The organism is Sedimentitalea sp. (assembly GCF_039973035.1).
GTDB lineage: Bacteria > Pseudomonadota > Alphaproteobacteria > Rhodobacterales > Rhodobacteraceae > Sedimentitalea.
In genome coordinates this window covers 1-24,033 of sequence record NZ_JBDWLR010000050.1, presented here as the reverse complement: position 1 = coordinate 24,033, position 24,033 = coordinate 1, and the positions used below count along the sequence as shown (strand labels likewise).

At 57.4% G+C, this 24,033-nt stretch carries 23 protein-coding genes and 1 pseudogene; 8 read left to right on the top strand and 16 right to left on the bottom strand.

Annotation, left to right across the window (positions count from 1 at the left end; genetic code table 11):
• Position 1: 1 nt before the first annotated feature.
• A complete protein-coding gene (gene secA, locus ABJO75_RS12205; protein ID WP_348124567.1) occupies positions 2-2,716 on the bottom strand; it encodes a preprotein translocase subunit SecA in 2,715 nt (904 codons plus the stop codon).
• Between the two features lie 173 nt (positions 2,717-2,889).
• Between secA and ABJO75_RS12200 the strand changes: the two genes are divergently transcribed.
• Genes ABJO75_RS12200 through ABJO75_RS12190 form a run of 3 tightly spaced genes read left to right on the top strand, consistent with a single transcriptional unit; the run spans position 2,890 to position 5,367 of the window.
• A complete protein-coding gene (locus tag ABJO75_RS12200) occupies positions 2,890-3,741 on the top strand; it encodes a peptidylprolyl isomerase (RefSeq protein WP_348124565.1) in 852 nt (283 codons plus the stop codon).
• Between the two features lie 4 nt (positions 3,742-3,745).
• Positions 3,746-4,972 (top strand): bifunctional glutamate N-acetyltransferase/amino-acid acetyltransferase ArgJ, encoded by a 1,227-nt coding sequence (gene argJ, locus ABJO75_RS12195; protein ID WP_348124563.1) that lies wholly within the window; start codon positions 3,746-3,748, stop codon positions 4,970-4,972.
• The gene (locus ABJO75_RS12190) at positions 4,969-5,367 is read left to right on the top strand and encodes a (deoxy)nucleoside triphosphate pyrophosphohydrolase (protein ID WP_348124561.1); all 399 of its coding nucleotides are present in this window, start codon (positions 4,969-4,971) and stop codon (positions 5,365-5,367) included. The genes argJ and ABJO75_RS12190 overlap by 4 nt, the downstream gene beginning before the upstream one ends.
• Positions 5,368-5,439: 72 nt before the next feature.
• Here ABJO75_RS12190 and ABJO75_RS12185 read toward each other — a convergent pair whose 3' ends face one another.
• The 7 genes from ABJO75_RS12185 to ABJO75_RS12155 are packed head-to-tail and all read right to left on the bottom strand — an operon-like array spanning position 5,440 to position 11,781.
• On the bottom strand, positions 5,440-5,709 hold the full coding sequence (locus ABJO75_RS12185) for an amphi-Trp domain-containing protein (protein ID WP_348124559.1): 270 nt from the start codon (positions 5,707-5,709) through the stop codon (positions 5,440-5,442).
• Between the two features lie 3 nt (positions 5,710-5,712).
• Positions 5,713-7,065, bottom strand: coding sequence for a metallophosphoesterase (locus tag ABJO75_RS12180; protein ID WP_348124558.1), 1,353 nt, complete (start codon positions 7,063-7,065; stop codon positions 5,713-5,715).
• 12 nt (positions 7,066-7,077) lie between these two features.
• Positions 7,078-7,776, bottom strand: coding sequence for a histidine phosphatase family protein (locus ABJO75_RS12175; RefSeq protein ID WP_348124555.1), 699 nt, complete (start codon positions 7,774-7,776; stop codon positions 7,078-7,080).
• Positions 7,773-8,876 (bottom strand): HprK-related kinase B, encoded by a 1,104-nt coding sequence (locus ABJO75_RS12170; protein ID WP_348124553.1) that lies wholly within the window; start codon positions 8,874-8,876, stop codon positions 7,773-7,775. Before ABJO75_RS12170 ends, ABJO75_RS12175 begins: the two co-directional genes overlap by 4 nt.
• A complete protein-coding gene (locus tag ABJO75_RS12165; protein WP_348124551.1) occupies positions 8,873-9,754 on the bottom strand; it encodes a GAK system ATP-grasp enzyme in 882 nt (293 codons plus the stop codon). The genes ABJO75_RS12170 and ABJO75_RS12165 overlap by 4 nt, the downstream gene beginning before the upstream one ends.
• The gene (locus tag ABJO75_RS12160) at positions 9,747-11,384 is read right to left on the bottom strand and encodes a phosphotransferase (RefSeq protein WP_348124548.1); all 1,638 of its coding nucleotides are present in this window, start codon (positions 11,382-11,384) and stop codon (positions 9,747-9,749) included. Before ABJO75_RS12160 ends, ABJO75_RS12165 begins: the two co-directional genes overlap by 8 nt.
• Positions 11,377-11,781: a hypothetical protein gene (locus ABJO75_RS12155; protein ID WP_348124546.1), complete on the bottom strand. Its 405-nt coding sequence runs from the start codon at positions 11,779-11,781 to the stop codon at positions 11,377-11,379. The genes ABJO75_RS12160 and ABJO75_RS12155 overlap by 8 nt, the downstream gene beginning before the upstream one ends.
• Before the next feature lie 117 nt (positions 11,782-11,898).
• Between ABJO75_RS12155 and ABJO75_RS12150 the strand changes: the two genes are divergently transcribed.
• Positions 11,899-13,086: a GAK system CofD-like protein gene (locus tag ABJO75_RS12150; protein WP_348124544.1), complete on the top strand. Its 1,188-nt coding sequence runs from the start codon at positions 11,899-11,901 to the stop codon at positions 13,084-13,086.
• A gap of 46 nt (positions 13,087-13,132) precedes the next feature.
• Entirely contained in the window at positions 13,133-14,083 is a 951-nt protein-coding gene (locus ABJO75_RS12145) for an NUDIX domain-containing protein (protein WP_348124542.1), read from the top strand.
• A gap of 115 nt (positions 14,084-14,198) precedes the next feature.
• Here the strand turns inward: ABJO75_RS12145 and ABJO75_RS12140 are convergent, their stop codons facing one another.
• Positions 14,199-15,179 (bottom strand): YVTN family beta-propeller repeat protein, encoded by a 981-nt coding sequence (locus ABJO75_RS12140; RefSeq protein ID WP_348124540.1) that lies wholly within the window; start codon positions 15,177-15,179, stop codon positions 14,199-14,201.
• A 16-nt stretch (positions 15,180-15,195) separates the two neighbouring features.
• On the bottom strand, positions 15,196-16,359 hold the full coding sequence (locus ABJO75_RS12135; RefSeq protein ID WP_348124658.1) for an ABC transporter substrate-binding protein: 1,164 nt from the start codon (positions 16,357-16,359) through the stop codon (positions 15,196-15,198).
• 266 nt (positions 16,360-16,625) lie between these two features.
• Between ABJO75_RS12135 and ABJO75_RS12130 the strand changes: the two genes are divergently transcribed.
• Genes ABJO75_RS12130 through ABJO75_RS12120 form a run of 3 tightly spaced genes read left to right on the top strand, consistent with a single transcriptional unit; the run spans position 16,626 to position 18,920 of the window.
• A complete protein-coding gene (locus tag ABJO75_RS12130) occupies positions 16,626-17,165 on the top strand; it encodes an SRPBCC family protein (RefSeq protein WP_348124538.1) in 540 nt (179 codons plus the stop codon).
• Positions 17,131-18,099 carry a beta-propeller fold lactonase family protein gene (locus ABJO75_RS12125; RefSeq protein WP_348124536.1) on the top strand — a complete coding sequence of 323 codons (969 nt, stop codon included), beginning with the start codon at positions 17,131-17,133 and terminating at the stop codon, positions 18,097-18,099. The genes ABJO75_RS12130 and ABJO75_RS12125 overlap by 35 nt, the downstream gene beginning before the upstream one ends.
• Positions 18,100-18,101: 2 nt before the next feature.
• On the top strand, positions 18,102-18,920 hold the full coding sequence (locus tag ABJO75_RS12120) for a quinoprotein dehydrogenase-associated SoxYZ-like carrier (RefSeq protein WP_348124534.1): 819 nt from the start codon (positions 18,102-18,104) through the stop codon (positions 18,918-18,920).
• A gap of 121 nt (positions 18,921-19,041) precedes the next feature.
• Here ABJO75_RS12120 and ABJO75_RS12115 read toward each other — a convergent pair whose 3' ends face one another.
• The 6 genes and pseudogenes from ABJO75_RS12115 to ABJO75_RS12090 all read right to left on the bottom strand — a co-directional run.
• A complete protein-coding gene (locus ABJO75_RS12115) occupies positions 19,042-19,581 on the bottom strand; it encodes a PQQ-dependent catabolism-associated CXXCW motif protein (RefSeq protein ID WP_348124532.1) in 540 nt (179 codons plus the stop codon).
• A complete protein-coding gene (locus ABJO75_RS12110; RefSeq protein ID WP_348124530.1) occupies positions 19,578-20,402 on the bottom strand; it encodes a substrate-binding domain-containing protein in 825 nt (274 codons plus the stop codon). The genes ABJO75_RS12115 and ABJO75_RS12110 overlap by 4 nt, the downstream gene beginning before the upstream one ends.
• The gene (locus ABJO75_RS12105) at positions 20,395-20,901 is read right to left on the bottom strand and encodes a c-type cytochrome, methanol metabolism-related (RefSeq protein ID WP_348124528.1); all 507 of its coding nucleotides are present in this window, start codon (positions 20,899-20,901) and stop codon (positions 20,395-20,397) included. The genes ABJO75_RS12110 and ABJO75_RS12105 overlap by 8 nt, the downstream gene beginning before the upstream one ends.
• Positions 20,902-20,974: 73 nt before the next feature.
• Entirely contained in the window at positions 20,975-22,777 is a 1,803-nt protein-coding gene (locus ABJO75_RS12100) for a methanol/ethanol family PQQ-dependent dehydrogenase (RefSeq protein WP_348124526.1), read from the bottom strand.
• Between the two features lie 253 nt (positions 22,778-23,030).
• Positions 23,031-23,882: an S-formylglutathione hydrolase gene (gene fghA / locus ABJO75_RS12095; protein ID WP_348124524.1), complete on the bottom strand. Its 852-nt coding sequence runs from the start codon at positions 23,880-23,882 to the stop codon at positions 23,031-23,033.
• A 10-nt stretch (positions 23,883-23,892) separates the two neighbouring features.
• Positions 23,893-24,033 (bottom strand): annotated as a pseudogene (locus ABJO75_RS12090) (S-(hydroxymethyl)glutathione dehydrogenase); the annotation flags it as partial.

Sequence of the window (24,033 nt, the reverse complement as noted above, 5' to 3'; positions counted from 1 at the left end):
GCTACAGCACGCGTCCGTGGCAATGCTTGAACTTCTTGCCGCTGCCACAGGGGCATTTGGAATTGCGGCCGGGATTGCCCCAGGTTTCCGGGTTGTTTTCATCAAACCCCGGCAAGGCCTCGCCCGGCTCTGTCGCCGCCTCATCTTCGACGATAGTCTCTGGGGCCGTCGCGGCCTTGTTCAGCTGAGCCTGCTGCGCCGCAATCTGCGCCATCATCTGTTGCTGTTCTTCCTCGGTCAGAGGGCGAATCTTGGCGAGGTTTTCGGTCACGGTTTCACGCAGCCCGTCCAGCAAGCTTTCGAACAGCTGGAACGCTTCGGTCTTGTATTCGTTCAAAGGATCCCGTTGCGCATAGCCGCGAAAGCCCACAACCGAACGCAGGTGTTCCAGCGTCAGCAAATGCTCGCGCCATTTGCTGTCGATTGTCTGCAAGAGGATTTGCTTTTCGATGTTGCGCATCGATTCCGGGCCAAAGTCGATGGCTTTCTTGGCCATCAATTCGTCGGTGGCCTTGACCAGCCGTTCGCGGATCACATCGTCATCCACGCCTTCTTCGGCGGCCCATTCCATGACCGGCAGATCGGCACCCAGCTTTTCGATTACCTGCGCATATAGCTTTTCGGTATCCCATTGATCGGCATAGGATTTTGGCGGCATGTAGGTGTCGATCAGGTCGTCAATGACCTGATATCGCATGTCGGCTGTAATCTCCGACAAGTCTTTGGCCGCCATGATCTCGCGCCGTTGACCAAAGATCACCTTACGCTGATCGTTCATTACATCGTCGAATTTCAACACGTTCTTGCGCATGTCAAAGTTGCGACCTTCGACCTTTGCCTGCGCCCGTTCCAGCGATTTGTTCACCCAGGGGTGAATGATCGCCTCGCCCTCTTTCATGCCGAGCGTCGACAGCACCTTGTCCAGACGGTCAGACCCGAAAATCCGCATAAGATCGTCTTCGAGGCTGAGATAGAACACCGTGCGGCCCGGATCGCCCTGACGACCAGAGCGGCCCCGCAATTGGTTGTCGATCCGGCGACTTTCGTGCCGTTCCGATGCCATGACATATAGCCCGCCAGCGTCCAGAACCTTTTGTTTTTCTTCGGCATGTAGTGCCTCTTCGGCTGCTCGAAGCTCTACCGGATCGGCATCGGGGTTCTCTTCGAGCGCTGCGAGTACTTTCAGTTCAACGTTGCCGCCAAGCTGGATGTCGGTGCCTCGACCGGCCATGTTGGTGGCAATGGTCACGGCCCCTGGACGACCCGCATCGGCGACGATCTGCGCCTCTTGCTCGTGCTGGCGCGCATTGAGAACATTGTGTGTGATCCCGTCCGTGGTCAGCAATTGCGACAGCATTTCCGACTTTTCGATCGACGTCGTGCCAACAAGAACGGGTTGCCCTTTTTTGTTGGCCTCTTCGATTTCCCGGATGATCGCCTCGTGTTTCTCGCGAGCGGTGCGATACACCTGATCGTCTTCATCAACTCGGGCGATGGGTCTGTTGGTGGGCACCTCAAGAACGCCCAGCCCGTAGATTTCTTCGAATTCATCCGCTTCGGTCAGCGCCGTCCCGGTCATGCCCGACAGCTTGTCATAGAGGCGGAAATAGTTCTGGAACGTCACGCTGGCCAACGTCACGTTTTCCGGCTGAATCTTGGCGCCTTCCTTGGCTTCGATGGCCTGATGCAGACCTTCGGACAGGCGCCGACCGACCATCATGCGGCCAGTGAATTCATCAATCAGAACGATCTGATTGTCCCGGACGATATAGTCCTTGTCCTTCTGAAACAACTTGTGCGCGCGCAGACCTTGGTTGACGTGATGCACGATTGTCGTGCTTTCCGGATCATACAGAGACTGTTCCGGCTCAAGCAGGCCGCGAGCGTGCAATTGCTCCTCCAGAAACTCGTTGCCTTCATCGGTGAAGGTGACGTTCCGGGTCTTTTCATCAATCGTAAAGTGCTCATCCGTCAACGACGGAATAACCGCATCGATCGCGACATAAAGCTCTGAGCGGTCTTCCGCAGGGCCGGAAATGATCAACGGTGTCCGCGCTTCGTCGATCAGGATGCTGTCGACTTCGTCCACGATGGCAAAGTTATGCTGCTTCTGGAACACTTCGCCCAAATCGGACTTCATGTTGTCACGCAGATAGTCAAAGCCCAACTCGTTGTTGGTGGCATAGGTCACATCGGCGGCATAAGCGGCTTTTTTCTCGGCCTCGGGCTGCTGAGGATAGACGACGCCGGTGCTTAGACCGAGGGCCGCAAACACCTTGCCCATCCATTCAGAGTCACGTTTGGCGAGATAGTCGTTGACGGTGACGACATGGACGCCCTTGCCGGTCAGAGCGTTCAGATAGGCAGGAAAGGTCGCAACAAGGGTTTTACCTTCGCCGGTTTTCATTTCGGCAATGTTGCCCTGGTGCAGGAACACGCCGCCCATCAACTGCACATCAAACGCGCGCAGGCCCAATGCCCGCCTTGCGGCCTCGCGACAGTTGGCAAAGGCTTCGGGCAACAGATCGTCAAGACTTTCGCCTTCCATGGCACGTTTGGCGAACTCTTCGGTTTTTTCCTTGAGCCCTTCATCAGTCAATTTTTCAAAGTCGGCTTCCAATGCGTTGATCTGTTCGATCAAGGGGCGCGTCGCCTTTACTTTGCGGTCGTTCGGTGTTCCGAACACCTTTTTGGCGATTGTTCCGAATCCCAGCATGATCACTCCAGCCGATCTGACTTTTACTCTTTGGTGCAGTCTTGCCCGTCCTGATCGCAACCCATAGATACACGACAGATAGACGGCGCTGCATAGGCCACAAGGCGATGTAAGGGTCGGGTGAAACAGTGTCAACGCCACGCCCCGTCGTGGCCCATGAATAGGAAGATTTCATGCCCAAACACCTCACATTTCTGCCTGCGCTGGTCCTGAGCGCCATAATATCGACAGGCGCCATGGCCGACTCGGCCCCAGATGCGGCTACGGTCGTCGCAAGTGTGAATGGCGAAGAGATCACCCTCGGCCATGTCATCATGGCGGGTGCGTCCCTGCCCGAAGAGTATCAGCAGGTGCCTGCCGATGTTCTCTACAATGCGATTCTGGACCAGTTGATCCAACAGACGGCGCTGGTTCAGTCCCGCGAGGGTGATGTTCCTGCCGTGGTCGAAATTTCGCTGGATAATGAGCGCCGGTCTTTGCTTGCGGCAGACGCGATCGAAAGTGCGATGGCCGAAGTTGGCAGCGAAGACGAAATCCGCGCGGCTTATGACGCCAAATATGCAGACGGGAAGGGCGAAGTTGAATTCAATGCTTCGCATATTCTGGTCGAGACCCAGGAAGCTGCCGATGCGATCAAGGCCGAACTGGATGAAGGAGCGGATTTTGCGGAAACCGCCAAGGCCAAGTCAACCGGTCCTTCAGGTCCGAGCGGCGGCGAACTAGGCTGGTTCAGCGACGGACAGATGGTTCCTGAGTTTCAAGAAGCCGTGAACACGTTGGAATCTGGGCAGGTATCGGACCCGGTGCAGACGCAATTTGGCTGGCATGTCATCATCCTGAACGACAAGCGCGACAAAGAAGCGCCCGAACTTGAGGCCGTCGCAGCAGAGCTGCTTGGCGAACTGCGCCAGAATGCGCTTGAGGACAAGATTGAAGAATTGACCAGCAAGGCCAGCATCGAACGGCCCGTGGTCGAGGGCCTGAAGCCCGAGATGATCAAGGACCTTGGACTGATCGGAAACTGATAGCATGGCAACGATCACATCTGTTTCTCCGCTTGCACCCGAAAGTTTCCCCGATTTGCCGGTGGTGAACGGAGTCCGCTTTGCAACGGTTGCTGCCGGGGTCCGTTATCAAGGGCGTACGGATGTGATGCTGGCAGTACTTGATCCCGGCACATCGGTTGCCGGGGTCTTTACCAAATCGGCGACCCGTTCGGCGCCGGTGCTGGATTGTCAGGCCAAGCTTGGCGGTGCCGCCGACGGGCCTGCGGCGATCTTGGTGAATTCAGGGAATTCCAACGCCTTTACAGGGCATTACGGCCAGACATCCGTGCGGGAAATTACCGATGCGGTTGCACGTATCAGCGGAGTGGCCTCCGAGCGGGTGTTCACCGCCTCAACTGGTGTGATTGGCGAGCCCTTGCCACATGACCGCATCGTTCAAAAGCTTGGCGAACTGAACGATGCGCTGGATGCTGATCGGATTGAGGATGCGGCACAGGCGATCATGACCACCGATACCTTCGCCAAGGGCGCCAGCGCCCAGGTCGAGGTTGATGGTCAGACTGTCACCATCGCGGGTATTGCCAAAGGATCAGGCATGATCGCGCCTGATATGGCGACGATGCTGGTCTATATCTTTACCGACGCGGTCGTGGCGCAGAACAGCTTGCAGACGCTGTTGTCGGAACTAACCGACACGACATTCAACTGCATCACGGTCGACAGCGACACCTCGACCAGCGACAGCCTGATGCTGTGTGCGACCAGCGCTTCCGGCGTGAATGCCGGGGGGAGTTCGGCATTTGCAAACGCGCTGCACGACGTCATGCTCGACCTGGCGCACCAAGTCGTGCGCGATGGAGAGGGCGCGACCAAGTTCGTGGAAATCCGTGTGACTGGCGCGGCCTCGGATGCAGACGCCAAGATTCACGGAATGGCAATTGCCAATTCGCCGCTGGTCAAAACTGCTATCGCGGGAGAAGATCCGAACTGGGGCAGGGTGGTCATGGCCATCGGCAAGTCTGGCGCGGCGGCTGATCGAGACTTGCTGAGCATCCGGTTTGGTGAAACGCTTGTCGCAGAGAATGGCTGGGTGAGCCCCGATTATCGCGAAGAAGACGCGGCAGCGCATATGAAGGGACAGTCACTGGTGATCTCGGTCGATCTGGGCCTCGGCAAAGGGAACGCGACCGTCTGGACCTGTGATCTGACGCATGGCTATATCGACATCAACTCGGATTACCGGTCATGAAAACCGTTCTGGTTTCTGCTGTCGCGCTGATTGATGTGGACGGCCGTGTGTTGCTGGGCCAACGCCCGGAAGGCAAATCCATGGCTGGGCTGTGGGAGTTTCCGGGCGGCAAGGTCGAACCCGGCGAAACGCCCGAGGCTGCGCTGATCCGCGAGCTTGAGGAAGAGATTGGGATCAACACATGGGAATCCTGCCTTGCTCCGCTGACATTCGCCAGCCACAGCTATGACAGCTTTCACCTGCTCATGCCGCTCTTCGCTTGTCGCAAATGGGAAGGCATCCCACGATCCGTTGAGGGGCAAGCGCTGGCATGGATCCGACCAGAGAAACTGCGCGATTATCCGATGCCGGCCGCAGACATACCGCTGATCTCGATCTTGCGAGACTGGTTGTAGATTTCCGCTGCGACCGCGTGAATACGCGAAGTTGGCAAGAGGGGAATTGGCGCCGCAGTTCTGTGGGGCGGCCTATTGAATGGAAGGCTTAGTCTTGACGTGCGAGACCTGAATGTCTTCGGACCATGACAGCCTGATTCCGACGACACAGTTACCATCAGAGCGACTTGCCTTTATGCGCAGGGTCAACAGATCGTCTATGGGCAACGTCAGATCGCCTTCTTCATCACTCAAGCTGATTTCGCCCTTTCCGATGGACCTGGTAAGAGCCTCGAGCAGCGCCTTGACGGATTTACGATCTTGCAGGGATTTGTGAAGAAACTTCCCGTCAGAATTGGCCATGAATTATCTATTTTCCCATAAAAGGCTGTCGGGCTGAAAGAGCTTTGCCTTGGGAAAGTCCGTACTTAGCCCGACAACGTCGCCGCTGGGATAGATCAAAGTCGCCCCGACGCCAATCCCCGGCAGCCCTTCTAGGCTGCGAGAGGCGCGGTCCAGCGTGACATCGCCTTCCAGATGCAACAGTCCGCTCTTGACGAGCAGACGCTGGCCGGCGTGGTTGTTGACATGCCCCTGCACTACCATTTTCAGCCCGGCACGGTGCAGGCTCTGCACGCCTTTGCTCGTTAGTTCCCGGTCGGTTGGCCGATACTTGGTGCGAACCAAATTCGCGACTTTGCCAAAGTAGAATGCAAAAGGCTCGGCTCGGGCCTCGTCGATAAAGCGGGAATTCACTGTTTCCAAACCGTCTTGGGAAACGATCTCGCACAGTGAATCGCAGAGGCCCGCGTGGATGAACAGGATCGACCCGGATCGTTTCATGACATCCATGCGATCATAGAACCAACGGTACGCACCATTCTCGGCGAAGAACAGAGTCTGACAGAGCATCGCGGCCGCGTAGACTTGGCGCAGGGTCAGGCCGGATTTGGCAACCTCGGCATCGAAACTTGCGATTTTTGCCGTCAGTTTCCAGCACTCACTTGCTATGGCTTCGGGAGAAAGATACGGCGCTGCGGCACCCGGAAACCGCTCGTTCCACTGCGCACCGGGATAAACACGGTCGCGGCATTCGCTTTCGCTCGGAATGGGGTGTTGCGTATCAAAGACGTCGTACCGCTCGCACACTTCCCGAAACAGCGGTATGGCCTTGCGGGCCATTCGCACGAACAGATGTTCAGTCAGCGCGCTGCGCGGGTTGCTGAGTGCGGCCAAGGCGACAACGAGCCTGATGTCATGGTTTCCGGCGAGAAGATGTACATCTGCACCGGAGTCATACAGCGCCGCGATCGCGTCGAGTAGATCCAGATTGCTGGGCCCCTTGTCGAGGCAATCTCCGCCGATGATGATCTCGGCGCTGCGCCCGAATTCCGTTAGTTCGAACGCATCGGTCCCCGAGCCGTGGCGAACAATGGTTCCTGCGGCCACGAGAGAGCGCAAGAAGCCTTCGGCGTCGGCATGCGGGTCAGAAACAAAGACCACCGGTCGCTGTGGCCATTGCCACGGACCATGGGTGGCGGCGTTGCGCAGGCTGTGCTGAAGGCGTTGCAAACAGGTTTTGGTGCCACCTGCCGAGTGCGCCTGATCAAGCGGCCATCTGGCGCAGTCACTCGGAAGACTGTCGAGTTCAGACAACTCGTCAAAAACGGTCGGAAGCAGGGGTGACCTGTCCCTTTGTTGCGGTGCGATTTCGACCAACTGCCCGGTCCTTTAGTCTGTTTCCAAACTGGAGCGGGACCGGTGTTTCCAATCTCCGCCAAAGTGTTCCCACTGTGAAGAACGGTTGTAACAGAGGAATAACGGTCGGGCGTGATACATGCTCAGCTGTGCAATTTCTTCGCGCGCGAGCACTCCAAGGTTGAATGCCGCATGGCGGAAAGAGGCGCCATGACCAAAGAACAGTGTTAATTGCGGCGTTGATGCCTGCGAGCGCTTTTCAATGACGGAACGCAGATAAACCGCCACGCGAGCCCCCGCCATCATCAGCGACTCGGCTCCATGATATGGCAGGCTATACTCACTGTTCGATTTCCAGCCTTCGGGCGGGTTTGGATAACGCGGATCATCTGCAAGCGCCTGCTCGATCTGGTGCACCGTCAGGTTGGCGGCGCTCCCAACAGAGCGTTCGGACAGCAACGGCGTTTGCGTGGTTTCGATCTCGTGGCCGCTCCTTGACAGCTCATCCCTCGCAACCTGTGCAGTTTGCCATGCACGCAATTCGGTCGAACAATGTGCTACAGGGTCCAATGACCAGCGATGGCGGAGCAGGATGTCAGCAATCTCTGCGCCGCACTGGCTTGCCTGAGCCCGCCCCGTTTGCGTCAGCGGGTAAGGTTGCAACGCCGAGGGCGTTTCTCGTTGTTGGTGGTACGCGCCGTGACGGATCAGTGCGATGTATCGGTCTGTCACTGATCCTTACCGCCGGTTTCAAACAGCGCTTTGCCCTCTTCGAAAATCTTGTCAAAGTCGATCCCGCCTGTCACTTCTCGTGTGCGAACGCCTCGCAGGGCCTGCAGATAATCCGCTTCGCTGCACTGATCGGTGTCTCTGGAAAATGACCCGTCGGTCTTTTGATAAAACGGGCCCGGGCTCTTCATGATCGCGCTCAGGAGGTCCGGCCGTGTGGCCAGATCGACATCAACCAGTCGTGTGGCCTCGGTACTTTCGCGGTTCCAGTTCAGCACCCAGAAATCGGTCAGGGGCGCGTCATATTGCACCCGACCAGCGCCAAAGACATTTGAAATGATCAGATCGTATTTCTCCTCTAGGTGCCACAGCTCATCCCCCGCCATCTCTGACAGTTCCGCTAGTCTTTGCTCGCTCAGCATTCCGCGCAGGCGCGGGTTATGTAGGATGGTGCCGGGATTGATCCGTGGCTCTTTCGGGATGCCCAATGCATCAGGGAGGGGTTGACCCGCGCGGGCCAGCAGCCGGTCATTAGTCATGAACTTGAGCGCAGGAAGGTCCATCAAGCGCAGGACTGATGTTGATTTTCCGCCACCAGAGAGCCCGGCAATCGCCAGTGTTCGCGCGCCGTTGGTAATCGCTGCAGCATGACAAATCTGCCAACCATCGCGTAGCGACATGTTAAGAAACTGGGTATTGATGAAATTAACAATCTGGTTGGAATTTTGCGCACATGGCCCGAACGCAATGATCGCTTGCGGCGACTGCAGGAATGTGACGCCGGTGCGCACCTTACCGACCAAGCGACCATCCTCAAGGTCATGAATAGCGTCCTTGCGGCCCGACTTCCCCGGATCGCGTGCCCAGTTCACCCAGTCAGGCGACGACATCAGGTTTTGCCCTTCGAGAACCTCCACCACGGCATCTGTCGGGCCGGGTTCTGCAATGGCGTTACCAAAATACCCGCGCAGTTCCGAGTTCAGCGGCTCGGCACAAAGAACTTTGATCCGGTTCTTGCCGATGCCCAACCAGATCGGCGGCGCATTGGCGATGCAACTGCGATCAAGCTGTGCCAGAACATCTTTGCATTCTTGAAAATTCATGCTGATACCTTTTGGATTACGGTGTCGGTCAGCAACGCAGCCGCATCAAGGCCGCAGCCTTCCAACACACCACGAAACCCTCCAAACGCGGACACTTCAAAGACAATTGGTCCATCGTCGGTCAATGCAACATCCACGGTCGTGAATGTCAGGCCAAAGGGGGCCTGCGCGCGCCGGGCCATTTCGATCAATTCGGGCGTCGGTTCATACGGAGCATACTTCCCTCCGCTATGAATGGTGGTGTTCCACGTGCCACCCGCCGAGACACGGGCATAGGTGCATAGGTATTCACCATCCAGAAACACCATCCCAAGGTCCTGTCCGGACAGGTTCAGCATCCGCTGAATGTACATGACCGGATTTTCCGCCGCAAAGGCCGAAATCTGTTCCAAGGCGTCGGGGCTATCCTCGATCACGGCCATTCCACGCGCTTTTGTAGAATAGAGGGGTTTGAACACCGCCTTTCCATACCGGCGGACAGCTTCAAGAGCGACGCCATGATCCTCGGTTACCACGGTCGACGGCATCGGTGCGTCCGCAAGTTGCAGAGATACGGTGCAGGCGAGCCTGTCGATCAACCGCAATACAGCCTCGGGGCGGCTGAAAAGGCGCACGCCTTTCTTTTCCGCGATGCGCAGGAGTTCGAGTCGGTCGAGCGCATGTGGACTGTAGATTTCGCTGATCTTCTTGATGATCAGGGCATCGAAGGTGCACAGGTCCACGCCGTCGTGCATAAGTTGCCCGGTTTCGGTGTCCAGCGAAACCTTAGCCATGTCGATTACATACCGACTCCCGGTGCGCGCCTCGACCGCGTCGGCAAGCGCTTCGGTAGACCACTTTCCCGGAATACCGATCACGCCGATTCGTATGCTATCCATTGAACAATTCCTTGATGGGCAGTTTCAGCCTGTGTTCCTTGCCGATTGGGCAGGCCAACGCAGTTTCCAGCAGATACCGCGTGCGTTCGAACATTCGGTTGGCATGCGCCTTGTCGAGAACGAAACGGGTTGATGTTGCAAAGGACCGGGCAAGACCAAGCGCCAGACGGTACTCGAAAAAGCGGTCATCGTTTGATTTTGCGAATTTCCGCGCCATTGCGTGAAACTCGGTCGCGACACGTGCGACACGCTGCCGGATGACCGGGTCCTGAATCTGCAAACGATAGTTTGAGACCATGAAGACCGAGACATCCTGCACATAATCCATATAGCGCGAGCGATGCAGGTCGATGAAGTGGATCTGCTTTTCCGACGCGTCATAGATGACATTGTCGAGGTTGAAATCCCCGTGAATATGCACGGAAAACGGGGCGACCAGAGTCGCTTCCCGGTCTTTGGCACGTTCCACCAGATCCACAAATCCGGGCATTTCGAGGCTCCCGATCCGCGAGGGGCGGGATCGGAAATCAGGATGTACGCGCCAGATGTCCGGCATACGGGCCGAGAGTTGCGTCATCGAGGCCATCTCGGCGCATTCAGGATTAATCGTGCGCTTCCAGACATCCCGCAACGTGCGCGACAGCGCGGTCAAAGCCTCGTCCAGCAAGACATCGCTTTCATTCAGCAGCACATGTTCGAACGTCTCGCCGGGCAGGTATTCGATCAACAGCGCAGCGGATTGCCCGCTTTTCTTGTAAGACAGGATTTTGGGGGCGAGGCCGGGATAGATCGAGTGCCAGCTTTTCACGCCGGCGCGCTCTTCACGCACCTTGTCGAGTTGGCCGTCCTTGAAAACAGCGGAAAATTCATCGCCATTTTCCGCAAGGCCCCGGACACTGGAAATTGCACTTCCTGACCGAGTTTCCGCAAGTGGTTCGAGCTCGAGGTTGCTGGCGTCCAGATCGCCATCCGACAAGATATCCCTCAATGCAAAGTAGCGCTCGAACTGGACAGGGTGCCCGATATTGACGGACAGAATTGCCTCGCTGATCCCTTGCAGGGCGTCACCGATCCGGTGGATCTCATTCGCCGCAAGCAGCGCGTTTGCAAGGTCTTCGGTATGTTTCGATTTGCCCATGTCGCGCGTATAGGTTCGGAAAAGCCGGTCGTACAAATCGTCAAGCGGGGCTCGGCCTTGCCCGATACAGACAGCCCGTGAACTGTCTTGCGCGTCAAAGGCGGGCAGAATTTCGGGCAATATCTTGCGAACCGATTTGATGACTTTCGGGTAGGCATCTGGGCGAAGCAACTGCTTGCGGCCCACCTTTTCCGCATGTTCCAGGCTGCGCCGTGCCATGCGTGTGATCAGTTCGAGATTTCGCGCAACCAACGCGCTGTTTTGCAACACGAGACGGCGGTTTTCCTTGATCCTCTTTCGGGACAGGGCCTGCAAGCCAGCATTTTGCACCCGTGTGAGAAGGTTGTAGGAATAACCCGCCCGCAAGATCACCTTTTGGGCAATCGCCGCGTTTGGCGCTTCGAAATAGGCTTGCAAGTTGCTGAGCTGCCCTTCGAGCTCTGCACAGAGCAAGCGCAGGTTTTCCGCGACCGCGCGGGGCAGATCAACCATGGAAACGTCCCGGATAAACGTGGGCGTTGCTGCCGGTCGGCGCGGCGTCATGGGCTGATCTGAGACGATCCGCTACCGTGGAACGATCAAACCAGATCGGATTGATCTGCGCCTTATCCGGATTTGGGCCCATGGCGGCCTCGTAGGCATCGGATATGGAACATTCAGACAGGTGTTCGGGTTGGTGGCGAACGCCATCCTTTCGCGATTTGAAGACTTCTTCCACGTGCAGCAAACGCCCAACGTCGACGCGGAAATCTTCCTCTTCGCAATGGCGTCTGACGCACCGGTGAAGGGTTTCACTGGGCTCTTGCTTGCTTCCGGGGAGTGTCAAATAGGTTCCTTTTCTCCGCGTTTCTTTCAGTTGCACCAATAGCTTCCCTTCTCTCCAGATCACCGTTCAGGCCGTGGGGCGACTAGGCTGAAGAAAGTGTGTCGTTGTTTCATCCATCCGGTGATATAGCCTCAAGAGAACAGGAATATGTCAACGTCGAGCAGAGGCGACTTCCTTTAAGTGTCAGAGCTGAAGATCACCCGCAACGTTCAATTCCCGGATGCCTTGCGCATCTCGCGCGCGACAAGCCTGCCAAGTCTTGGACCCAGGTTCCTATTTTTCAGTGGTGGCAGTGCCCTGAATGACATTGCACGGCGACTAAAGCGATACACGCATAACTCCTGCCACCTGATCACGCCTTTTGATAGCGGCGGCAGCTCGCAGGTGTTGCGAGAGGCGTTTGACATGCCTGCGGTCGGCGATCTTCGGTCAAGATTGATGGCGCTGGCCGACGAGACGGATCTGGGGCAGCCTGACATCTATCGCCTGTTCACGTACCGGTTTTCTAGCGACGCCAAGGCCAGCGTGTTGCGGGCGGAGTTTGAAACGGTCTTGTCCGGCCAGCACGAGCTGATGCGAGCGATCTCTCAGCCGATGCGAAGCCTGATCTTGACGCAGCTCCGCGTGTTTTCAGAGCATTGCCCGGACGACTTTTCCTTTGCCGGGGCGAGTCTGGGGAATCTGATCCTTGCCGGTGGTTATCTTGCCAACGACCGCGCATTGGAACCGGTGTTGTTTCTGATGTCCAAGATGGTTGCTGTTCTTGGCACGGTGCGTGCCATCGTGGACAAGAATCTGGCCATCGGAGCGCATCTGACGAATGGTGAAATCGTTCTGGGGCAGCGCCAGATCACCGGCAAGGAAGTGGCACCGATATCGGCTCCGATTCAGAACCTGTTTTTTGCCAAAGGTTCCAAACCGGTGCCGCGCGACAAAGTCGTTCTCCCCAAGCGGAACCGAAAGCTCATCGAAGGCTCGGACCTGATTTGTTTTCCGCCCGGCAGCCTCTACACCAGCGTGATCGCCAATCTGTTGCCGAGCGATGTCGGAGCGTCGATTGCGCGGAGTGGCGTTCCAAAAGTATATATTCCCAGTCTCGGAACTGACCCGGAATGCCCGGATATGGACCTGTGCGATCGGGTCAGTGCTTTGCTCGCCGCCTTGCGCGCTGATGCTGGAGATGCCTGCGCAAACAGCGATTTGATGACGGCGATTATCTGCGACAAGCAGGCGGTCAGTCCCGCCGAAATCAAGCGGGTGCACAAAGAGCACGGCATTCCCTGCGTGCCGCTGCCTCTCGCCAAGACGGACCAGCCCGACCGATATGACCCCGAGTGCGTTTGCGAGGCGTTGCTTTCGCTGGCGTGACGGTTCCCTGCGACTGCTGCGCTCGCAAACGAGAAAGGATTGCCCGATGCCAAGGGATTTGCTTTTGATGCGCGCCGGAAAATCGCGAAAGATCAGGGATGGTGATCGTTCCGTGCGGGAGCTGAAAGACGAGGGCAAACGCGGGGCGCAGAAAATGGGGATTTGGCTCTGCGAACGCGGCCTGCACAACGTTCAGGTGCTGAGTTCGCCACGGCCGGACGCAAAGGTCAGCGCAGAGAAACTGCTGAAGGCCGCCGGAGCGAGCGCTGAACGCATCACAGTGGATGCCCGGCTTGCAAAGGCAGATGTGAACCAAGGGCTGAACCTGCTGGCAGAAGCGAACAACACAACGGGTCCCGTGCTTTGCGTGGGTCACAAGAGATGCATCGACAATCTGGCAGACCATATCGTCGATCAGCCAACGGCACTTGGCGCGGGTGATTTGCTGCATCTGCGGATACCCGACGGATGGTCAGCATTGTTCAGAGGCGCCGGGGAGATGATAGAGCATGTAACACCTCAAGATCTTCCCGATGGCTTTCCCTATCCCGATATCAGTTGGGCAGAGCGCCGCGAACGACCTGCCTATTACTATTCCCAATCGGCGGTGCTGCCTTTTCGCCGAATTCAGGGAAGGCTTGAAATTCTGATCATCACGTCGAGCAAGCAAAACCACTGGGTGTTACCCAAGGGCATTCATGAACCCGGATTGACCGCTGCGGACTCTGCCGCAAAGGAAGCGTTGGAAGAAGCAGGTATCAGAGGCCGGGTCGACACCGTCTCAATCGGGAGGTTTCATCAGGAAAAATGGGGCGCAGAGTGCAGCGTCGATGTCTTCCCGATGGAAATCACAGAGATTTTGCCACCCGAGGAATGGGTCGAAAACCACCGGGGGCGCTGTTGGGTTTCTGTCGAGACTGCCGTCGTGCGGTTGCGAAACCGGGACCTCGCGGAAATCGTCGCAAGGTTCGGCGCCACATCATCCGTTGGTCCATGACGGAAAATCACTTGTGTCGAGCATAGTTGGCAGATTGGGGATCCAGGTGGCAGTGGAACCATATTTGTACTGTGAACCTATGCCAAAACGCAATTCCGCTCGCGGCCCTCGCTGATTAGCCGTCACGATCCGGGGTAACAGCCACACCCCAAGGCTGTTGGCCAACCTCGACCGACTTCAGCGCCTTTTGCGTTTCGACATCGATGATCGTGACGTCGTTGGAATTGCCATTGGTGGTGATCAGATATTTTTCATCGGGTGTGAAGGCGAGTTGCCAGACCCGTTGACCGACGATGATGTAATCCACGACTTCGTCGGTTTCCGCATTAATGACAGCGATCCGGTTGGCGGGCCCCAAGGCCACAAAGAGCCATTTGCCGTCGGACGTGGCGATGGCCCCCACGGGTTGCAGCCATTCCGGCAGCACACCGGGCACCTCAAAGCTGATCTTCTTGCGCAAGGTTGGCGTGCCGTCCTCGGCGATGTCGATGACGCTGACCGTTCCACCGATTTCGGAGGTGACATAGAGTTTGGTCCCATCCGCCGTGTAATGCGCATAGCGGGGGCGCTGATCGACGAGGATGTTGTGTTTGATTTTGTAATCGGACGTGTCGATGAAATGCGCCATGTTGGTGGTTTCGGACGTGTTCACCACAAAGGCCGCGTTCGGGCTGATGCCCATGCCTTCGGGCTCGACGCCCACAGGAACTTCGGCAAGAACCGTATGGCTCTCGGTATCGACCACGGTTACGAGGTTGTCGTCTTCGTTGGCGATATAGAGCGGGTTGCCGGACGGATGCAGCACAAAGAGTTCGGGATCCGGGCCGGAGGGCAGGGTGTAGAGTTCTTCGAACGTCGTGGTGTCAAACACTCGTACCGTGTCATCGTCTGAGGCGCAGACATAGAGAAGAGCGCCATCCGGGCTGATGGTGATGCCGCGAGGTCGATTGCCAGCCGCGAATTCAGTGACAACTTCCCAGGTGTCGCTGTCGATCACCGTAACGGTATTGCCCTTTTCATTGCTGACAAAGACGTTGTTCGCAGCAGCGCCGGTGGCGATCAGTGCAGATAGGCAAGTGGCGAGTGCAAGCTTCATCTTAGTGTCTCCGATATCAGTTGAAGGCGGCACAGCTGGATTCGGGCGCGTCGAGTCCAAGCGTGTCCAGTGGTGATCGTTGATGCAGGTATCCTTCCTGCGGTGAAACGCTCACGGTGATACGCCCGTCATAGAGCAGGATCGGTTGCCGCATCTGCCCGTTCCAGGGCCGGAACGTCACCTTTTGGCCCTTGAAGGCAGCCAGTTCAAACGCATCGCTGAGTATGTAAGACTGCAGTGCGACGATGTCCGCCCCACCGGTCCGGGTGACGGCCTCGCCGACGACGCGCAAAGCAAGCCAGGCTTGGTAGTCCTCTTCACGGCTATAGCGGCCGGTCAGCTTTTCAAAGCGACGCTGAAACTGTGTCGCGCCCCAGGCCTCGTGCGCCGCGTGAAATGTCACCGGTCGCAATCCGGCAGAGCCCATGACCGGGCGCGGTTCCCACAGGTGAAAGGGCAGATATGGCGCAAATACATCCGAGGCATCGGCGGCGATCACCACATCATGCGTGCTGGCGTCCTGCGTAAAGACGGGCAACTGTCGCTGCACCAGAACGTGGCCGGTATCCGTGCGGCGCGACCCGCCGGTATCCTCAAGTTCCCGCTCTTCGGTGATGCGCGCCCCGAATTTCGCGGCTGAACGCCGATAGGCGTCGCCAAGGGCAATGTCGGCAGGGTTTGAGCCATGGATCAGGAACCAGCGCGACCATTTTTTCCACATGGTGAACTGGGTGACAGCATCCGCCATCATCGCATCAGAGGGCGCAACATGCAGCAGATTGGCGCGACACGCGTCATCCCGCAATGCCGTGTCGCGTGCCAATGCGTTGATGACGAGCCGGTCAGGCCCGGCCTTTTCCGTAAATCGCAAAAGGTCTTCGGCGGATGCCATGATCACGATGATGTCAAACGCATCTGCCAAAACAGCATCAAACGCAGCGTCTGCGTTTTCCGGCGATGTGGCGATGGTTTCAAGTGCGTAGGTGTGGCCGAGAAACCCGCCCGTGGTCATGTTGTCTTCGGTGGCGAGCAGGGCACCGGCAAACCCAAGATCATCGGGCGCAACATCATAGCGTGAAATCGGCGCAACCTGCGGATAATCAACGCGAAAGACCGCCGTTTTGACATCGACGGCGTGTCCCTTGCCCGCGCAGAGCGTCAGAACACAAGCCAGCAGCATGATTGCGATGTGACGCAAGACGTCCTCCCCCGGATGCAGTTGTGCCGTATGTGGTGCCATAGTGCCAGACACTCGGCCAAGCCCAACCGATACTTTTGGCTCATTGCAGGAAGGCCGCGGAAATTTACGATACGACCGACGGTGACCAGAGGTCACTTGGTCAATGAAACAGACCTGCCCGTTTTGACACGTACCCAAGGGTGATGTTGGAAACGACGCAGGAGGTGGTGGATGGAACGCCACACCAAGGGAGGTACGAGAAACATATGCGCTATCTGAAATTTCTGATCGTGATGATCGGGGTTATGATTCCGGCCATGGTACTGGCGCACGGGCCAACCCGGCAAAAGATCACCCTGACAACCGATGTCGCGGCGAGCCCTGCCAAAGTCTGGGAGGTGATCGGCAACTTTCAGGACATGAGCTGGCATCCGGCCGTTTATGAAACGGCTGGCGAAGGTGGCAACGAGATTGATGCGACCCGCGTGCTGACACTTGGCGAGGCGGGCGGCCCGACGATCTCGGAGATCCTCTATAAATTCAGCGATGAGAAGATGAGCTATTCCTACCGGATAATGGACGTTCTGGTCGAGGTGCTCCCCGTGACGAATTATTCCTCGCATCTGACGGTGAAACCACTGGACGATGGCGGATCACAGATCGAATGGCGCGGAGCGTTCTATCGTGGATACCCGAACAACGATCCTCCCCCTGAACTGAATGACGAGGCCGCGATTGCCGCTGTAACCGGTGTCTACCAGGCGGGTCTCGATGCACTGGCCGCGCGTTTTGGTAGCAGCAACTAGACGCATCGTTTCTTGGCTTCTCCCCGCCCTCGTTGTCACCTCTGTGGCAGCGGGGGATTTTGCCTATGTGACCAATCAGAACAGCGACGAGGTCAGCGTTCTGGATCTGGACGCGGGTGTCGAGCTGCGGCGTGTTTCCGTGCCGGGAAAGCCCGCTGGGATCGCTGCGGACGGGCAGGGGCAATTCTATACGGTATCACCCGACAGCAAAACCGTCCGCCGCATTGATGCGGCCACAGATGCAATTTTGGCAGAGGCTGTGCTGGAAGGCGGGCCTATCGGTGTCGCGCTGGACATGGCGCGCGGCCATGCTTTTGTTTCTGACTGGTACAACGCGCGTTTGTGGGTCTTGGATGCCGCGACACTTGTCGAGTTAGGCACGCTGGAAACGGGAAGCGCGCCTGCCGGTCTGGCGGTGTCGCCTGACGGTGGGCTGCTGGCGTGTGCTGATCGGGATGCGGATGAAGTTTCGGTTTTTGAACTTGCGACATTGACCTTGTTGCATCGCGTGGCCGTGGGCGAGCGTCCCTTTGGGCTGGGGTTTGCCCCGGATGGGCGGCTGTTCGTTGGGAATGTCGGATCGGATGATGTGACCGTGCTTGACGCCTTGACCGGCGAGCGGCTCGCAACCGTCCCCGTTGGGTCGCGCCCATACGGCGTCGCTTTTGCCGCGGGGCGCGCTTTTGTCACAAATCAATATGCTGATACTGTCAGCGCCATCGACCTTGCCACGCTGGCACCCATTGCCACAATCGACGTCGGCGAATACCCTGAAGGGATCGACAGTACGACTGACCAGACCCGCGTGGTCGTGGCAAACTGGTTCTCAAACTCGGTCAGCGTGATCGACGCAAACAATCTTGAGGTCGTTGCGGAGATCGAAACCGGGGACGGTCCGCGGGCCTTTGGCAAGTTCGTGGTGAAGGGGAAATGAGGATGAAGAGAACAATTGCATCCGTTCTGGTGTTGCTGGCTTTTGCAGTGCCCGCGCAAGCGGTCGAGGACCCCAGTTGGCCAGACTTGTCCGCCAGTATTTTCGATGAGCGCACGTTGTTGGATGGGTCTGACATCATCGCCATCGACAGCCCCTATCGCACGGGGAATGACTCACGCACGCTGATCGCCGCGCAGCTCGAGGCACCGGGCGGCAGGATGCTGGGCAAGGTGACATTGGTGCTGGATGAGAACCCGATGCCGGTCTCTGCGGTGTTCAAATTTGATACACCACTTCCGCGTTTCTACTTTCAGGCCACGATGCGGATTAACGGGCCGACGCCCCTGCATGTGGTTGCCGAGACCACGGATGGGCAGCTGTTTGTCGCCGAGAGTTTTGTGAAGACATCGGGGCAGGGAGCCTGTGCAGCGCCGCCGGGAACAGATCCGAAAGAGGCGCTGGCGACGCTCGGTAACATGAACATCGGTATTGACGCGTTGCCGGGTGGCGGCAGTTCTCTCGATCTGTTGGGAGGTCTGGCGCTGCGCGACAAGCAGGTCGACGTCGACATCAGTCATCCCAGCCATTCAGGGATGCAGATGGACCAGATTTCGTTGCTGTTCATCCCTATGCGCTATGTAGAGAACGTCGAGATTGATCTGGACGGGGCAGGCTATGTCGACATGACTGGCAGCATTTCCTTGTCGGAGAACCCGCGGGTCAGCATGACGGTTCCGGCGCGAACGCGAACTGTCGATGTCACGATGACGGATACCGATGGAACGATCAGCAAAGCGCAGAAAACGCTGGCTGGCTACTAGCAAGAACTGACTGCTTCGGTTTGGGTCGCGTTGGGGCTTGGAAATTTGCGTGCTTTCGGATGAGGAGCGCTGCCCCTCAAACTCCTCGGAGTATTTTGACAAAGATGAAATGGCGGCGGTGTCAGGGTAGAGGTTCTGGGATCAGCTTTTCAGTCGGATAGTCAAAAAAGGTCCAACCGTCAGTTCCATCCGGCATCCAGTAGACGGTTTCGTATCCGTATTCGAGCGCCCGCTTGGCGGCGTTCCAGGACATCCAGCACTCCTCCAGGCAGAAGAGCAGAACAGGGTGGCCGAGGTCGTTGTCGGTTGCTCTTGCAAGGCCTGCGCGGAAATAGTCATGGGTTACTTCGGCAAGCGCGCCATAACCGACATTGGGGAGCCAGAGCGCGCCGGGGATTGAATGGCGCGGCTTTTCACGCCAGATCGTGCCTTCCGGCAGGTTCTCGGGCTTTGGTGGGCGTGGAAGAACGTCGATGAAAGCGACGGTGCCTGTGCTCCACAGGTCATGAGCGGTTTCGGTATCCACAACCGTGGCTCCGGCCAGGGTATCAGGCACCGGCGCGCGGTAGTGATCCATGCGGTAGTCATCGGGTTCTTCGACCTGAGCGGCAGCCATCATCGGCGCGAGCAGCAAACCGACGAGAGCTGCCGTACGGATCATTTTGACAGGTCCAGTGGCTCTGTGCCCATGTCGTTGAGCAAGGGCACACCCGCCTCGTCGAGCAGGACGTTGATCTCGGCCTGATTGCGGCGGATAAGCGAATTCAGCTTGCGCTGCCACACTTTTTCGCCCTGACGCACACCCATCGTGATGCGAAAAAACAGGCGTGGGGGAAGCTCTTCGCGTGTCAGCGGCGAGACCTGGAGGCTGGGGTAGCCTTGTTTTACCAATGGCCCCGCAATTGGGCCCCACAGGATCGCGGCGTCATTTTTGCCTGCTGCGAGATCGTCGAGCATATCAATGGCCGGGGATTCGTGACGCCGGTCTACAACGAGGTTATAGGCCTTTGCCTTGGGCAGCAGACCGTTTCGAGCCATATGCGTTGCGGGCGGGCTGCCTGCGATTATTCCGATCACCTTGCCCTGCAGAGCCGGATCCGACAGCGTGTTGACGTCTGCCAATGCCCCATCGGTCGGCACCACCAACGTATAGGCCGAGGTGTAGTAATGGTTGGTGTTCAGGACCAGTTCATGACCTTGTGCATAGCCCATCACGACATCACATCTGTTGGCACGCAGGGAATTGCGAATGAAACCGGTGGCCATGGGATACCAAGTATATTGCACCGGAACGTCTAGTTTGGATGCAATCAGATCAGCCAGTTGGTTTTCAAAGCCGGTGCCTTCATTGTCGGACATCGGATAGTTGGCCGGATCGGCGCATACCCGAAGCGCGGTTTTGGAAACCAGATCGGATGTCTGTGCCTGTGCGCCGCCGCTGAGGATCAGCGCACAGATCAATGCGGCAAAGCGTTTAGCCAAGACAGGCTTCCTCGTCTTCGCGGATGACGTCTGATTTTGCCTCTTTCTTCGGGGGACGTCCACGTGGCACGGCGTCGGTGCCGCGACCCTTGAGATAGACGTAGATGTCGTTGAGATAGCACATCACGTTCGGATTGTCGCCGAAGGCTGGCATAACCGAATTTTCTGCCGCACTGATCTTTTTGCGCCCATTCACCACGACGTCATAGAAATCGTAATAATCCATGTCGATCGCGGAGAGCTTGAGCGCGGGCGCATAGCTTGAACCTTCTCCCTCTGGTCCGTGGCAGACATGGCATTCGGAGTGATATCGGCGGAAACCGGAATAGGTGAGCCAGTCAACGGCACCGTCTTCGCCGATGTTGTAGGTCGGAATATCATCCTCGGTGAAGTAGCGTCCGTCTTCGCTGTAGGCGGCGGTGATGTTGTCCTGTGCACTGACAAGTGTTGCCAACCCGGCGAAGATGCTCGCTGTCAGAAGGCTACTCAGAAATCTCATTGTTTTCCCCTGTTTGTATAGACGAATTGGCACGGTACAGACCGTGCCAATTCCAGTCACTTTGGGCTGTCGTTTAGTCGGGCAGCGCGAATACGGTCAGCTGGCCACCGAGCGCGGTGTAATCGCTGAGCGCGGCGTAACCACCAACGGCGCCGAGGCCGTCATTCGGATTGGTCAGACCTGCTGCTAGACCGATGCCGGCCCAGCCACCCACACCGGACAGAATACCGATGTATTGCTTGCCGCCGTTGGTATAGGTCATCACGTTGCCGATGATGCCGGACGGTGTTTTGAACTTGTAGAGTTCTTCACCCGTCGTAGCGTCAATCGCCTTGAGATAGCCTTCGAGCGTGCCGTAGAACACGATGTCGCCAGCGGTTGCCAAGGCACCGGACCATACCGAGAACTGCTCGGGCAGAGACCACTTGATTTCACCCGCGATGTTGTCCCAGGCGATAAAGTTGCCCATGCCACCATGGCTTTCAGGTGCCGGGTACATCGACAGGGTCGCACCAACATAGGGCTGACCTGCGGTATAGCTGACGCGGAACGGTTCATAGTCCATGCAAACGTGGTTTGTCGGGACATAGAATAGCTGTGTTTCCGGCGAGTATGCAGCCGGCTGCTGGTCTTTTGACCCCAGAGCCGCCGGGCAGATACCCGTCGAGTTCACGTCTTCACCGTTCTGTTCGGTCGAGTACTGAGCAACAACGGCAGGACGGCCATAGGTCTCGGAGTCAGGATCCATATCGACGCCGCTCGTCCAGTTGACGGCCGGGTCGAACTTCTCAGCGACCAACAATTCACCAGTTTCACGGTCAAGAGTGTAGCCCAGACCGTTGCGGTCGAAATGGGTCAGAAGCTTGCGGGGTTCACCGTTAAAATCCTGATCTGTGAGGATCATTTCGTTGATCCCGTCAAAGTCCCATTCGTCGTGCGGTGTCATCTGGTAGAACCATTTGGCCATACCATCATCGGGGTCACGCGCCATGATGGTCATCGACCAGCGGTTGTCGCCAGGGCGTTGTGCCGGGTTCCAGGTCGATGGGTTTGCCGAGCCGTAGTAGATCAGATCGAGTTCCGGGTCATAGGAATACCAGCCCCAAGTGGTGGCACCGCCAATTTTCCATTGGTCGCCTTCCCAGGTCTTGATCGAACTGTCCTTGCCGATGGGTTTGCCCAGATGCGTGGTTTTTTCCGGATCAACCAGCAGTTGGTCGTCTGTCCCGACGGAATAGGCGCGCCATTCCAGATCTCCGGTTTCGATGTTGTAGGCCGTCACATGGCCCTGAACGCCGAATTCGCCGCCAGAGATGCCTACGATGACCTTGTCCTTTACCGGAAGAACAGTGGCTGTGTTAGTTTCACCCTTGGACGGGTCGCCGTTGACCACCGACCATTCGACTTCGCCAGTCTCTGCATTCAGGGCGACCACTGTCGTGTCGGCCTGATGCAAGAAGATCTTGCCTTCTGCGTAGGCGACACCGCGGTTCACCGTGTCACAGCACATGACCGGAATGACGTCCGGGTCCTGCTTGGGTTCGTATTTCCACTTGATCTTGCCTTCGTTGGCCAGGTCCAGCGCGTAGACGATGTTTGGAAACGGTGTGTGCACGTACATCATGTCGCCGATCACCAGCGGTGAGCCTTCGTGCCCGCGCAAAACGCCGGTCGAGAAGGTCCACGCGACCTGAAGGTCGCCCACGTTGTCTTTGTTGATCTGGTCGAGGGTCGAGTACCGTTGGTTCTTGTAGTCGCCGGTTTGGATCGCCCACTGATCCGGATTTGCGATATCGGCCGCTAGCCCGTCATTTGCACTGGCCATCGTGGCCGCGCAAAGCGCTATCGTCGATGTCAAAGCGAATAGCTTCTTCATGTTCAACTCCCTTGTTGATGGTTTTCCGTATGTCCGCGTCAAATGCCAAATGGATGTGACGTACCCGAAGGTTTGCGTGTCATGCGGTCAGAGCCCGGTTCTGTAATTGGTCCACCTCCCACCGGGCCGAAATATTGTGTGTGTCGATCTCCTCCCTTGTTCGCTCGCCAACCGCCATCTGGCGGTCATGCGGAATATTTTCAGTTCAAGGCACAAAGTGCGGACAACAACCGTTTGGTTGTTCATTGCCCGCTCAGTTTGAGCCTAGGCCGTTTGCTGTTTTTTTCAACCGTGTGGCGTGCCAATCGACGTGATCACCCGCAAAGGTCGAAACGAAATAATAGCTGTGGTCATATCCCGGCTGCATGCGGATCAGGCCGGGTTGCCGGCGTTTGGTCATCACACTCGCAAGTGCTTCGGGTCGTAGAAGATCGAGGAACTGATCGCTGGCGCCCTGATCAACCAGAATGTCGCCTTTCCAGCCATGTTCTTCCAACAGGATAGAGGAATCATGACACGCCCACGCGGATTCGTCGTCGCCCAGATATTCACTCAGCTGCTTGCGGCCCCAGTCGGACCGGGTTGGATTGGTAATTGGCGCAAAGGCCGAGACCGAGTCAAAACGATCAGGGTTGCGCAGCGCCAAGGTCAGTGCGCCGTGACCTCCCATCGAATGTCCGGTGATCCCGTGGCGATCGGCAACAGGGAAATTGTCGGAGATGATCCCTCGCAATTCTGTCAGCACATAGTCGTACATCTGAAAATTGGGGCGCCAAGGGTCGCGCGTGGCGTTCACATAGAACCCTGCGCCCTGACCCAGATCATAGGCCTGATCATCGGCCACGCCATCACCGCGCGGCGACGTGTCCGGAAACACCAGCGCCACGCCGTGTTTCGCCGCATGTTTCTGAAACCCGCCTTTGGTCATGGCGTTCTCATGGGTGCAGGTCAGGCCGGACAGATACCAAAGGGCCGGCACCGGGCCGTCTTTGGCCTGCGGTGGCAGGTAGAGCGCAAAGGTCATTTCGACACCACAGGTGCCCGAGTCGTGCGTGCTGACTGTTTGCACGCCCCCGAAACACCTGTTTTCCGAAATGACTTTCATGATGCCTCTTTCAATACTCGACGACAGCCCTGATGGATTTGCCCTCGTGCATGAGGTCAAAGCCCTTGTTGATGTCCTCAAGACTCATGGTGTGGGTGATCATCGGGTCGATTTCGATCTTTCCGTCCATGTACCAGTCGACGATTTTCGG

What these genes read in the sequence shown, in the direction of transcription:
- secA (WP_348124567.1), bottom strand. Translation starts at nt 2,716, where the DNA reads ATGCTGGGATTCGGAACAATCGCCAAAAAGGTGTTCGGAACACCGAAC.
- ABJO75_RS12200 (WP_348124565.1), top strand. Translation starts at nt 2,890, where the DNA reads ATGCCCAAACACCTCACATTTCTGCCTGCGCTGGTCCTGAGCGCCATA.
- argJ (WP_348124563.1), top strand. Translation starts at nt 3,746, where the DNA reads ATGGCAACGATCACATCTGTTTCTCCGCTTGCACCCGAAAGTTTCCCC.
- ABJO75_RS12190 (WP_348124561.1), top strand. Translation starts at nt 4,969, where the DNA reads ATGAAAACCGTTCTGGTTTCTGCTGTCGCGCTGATTGATGTGGACGGC.
- ABJO75_RS12185 (WP_348124559.1), bottom strand. Translation starts at nt 5,709, where the DNA reads ATGGCCAATTCTGACGGGAAGTTTCTTCACAAATCCCTGCAAGATCGT.
- ABJO75_RS12170 (WP_348124553.1), bottom strand. Translation starts at nt 8,876, where the DNA reads ATGAATTTTCAAGAATGCAAAGATGTTCTGGCACAGCTTGATCGCAGT.
- ABJO75_RS12165 (WP_348124551.1), bottom strand. Translation starts at nt 9,754, where the DNA reads ATGGATAGCATACGAATCGGCGTGATCGGTATTCCGGGAAAGTGGTCT.
- ABJO75_RS12160 (WP_348124548.1), bottom strand. Translation starts at nt 11,384, where the DNA reads ATGGTTGATCTGCCCCGCGCGGTCGCGGAAAACCTGCGCTTGCTCTGT.
- ABJO75_RS12145 (WP_348124542.1), top strand. Translation starts at nt 13,133, where the DNA reads ATGCCAAGGGATTTGCTTTTGATGCGCGCCGGAAAATCGCGAAAGATC.
- ABJO75_RS12140 (WP_348124540.1), bottom strand. Translation starts at nt 15,179, where the DNA reads ATGAAGCTTGCACTCGCCACTTGCCTATCTGCACTGATCGCCACCGGC.
- ABJO75_RS12135 (WP_348124658.1), bottom strand. Translation starts at nt 16,359, where the DNA reads ATGCTGCTGGCTTGTGTTCTGACGCTCTGCGCGGGCAAGGGACACGCC.
- ABJO75_RS12130 (WP_348124538.1), top strand. Translation starts at nt 16,626, where the DNA reads ATGCGCTATCTGAAATTTCTGATCGTGATGATCGGGGTTATGATTCCG.
- ABJO75_RS12125 (WP_348124536.1), top strand. Translation starts at nt 17,131, where the DNA reads ATGCACTGGCCGCGCGTTTTGGTAGCAGCAACTAGACGCATCGTTTCT.
- ABJO75_RS12120 (WP_348124534.1), top strand. Translation starts at nt 18,102, where the DNA reads ATGAAGAGAACAATTGCATCCGTTCTGGTGTTGCTGGCTTTTGCAGTG.
- ABJO75_RS12115 (WP_348124532.1), bottom strand. Translation starts at nt 19,581, where the DNA reads ATGATCCGTACGGCAGCTCTCGTCGGTTTGCTGCTCGCGCCGATGATG.
- ABJO75_RS12105 (WP_348124528.1), bottom strand. Translation starts at nt 20,901, where the DNA reads ATGAGATTTCTGAGTAGCCTTCTGACAGCGAGCATCTTCGCCGGGTTG.
- ABJO75_RS12100 (WP_348124526.1), bottom strand. Translation starts at nt 22,777, where the DNA reads ATGAAGAAGCTATTCGCTTTGACATCGACGATAGCGCTTTGCGCGGCC.
- fghA (WP_348124524.1), bottom strand. Translation starts at nt 23,882, where the DNA reads ATGAAAGTCATTTCGGAAAACAGGTGTTTCGGGGGCGTGCAAACAGTC.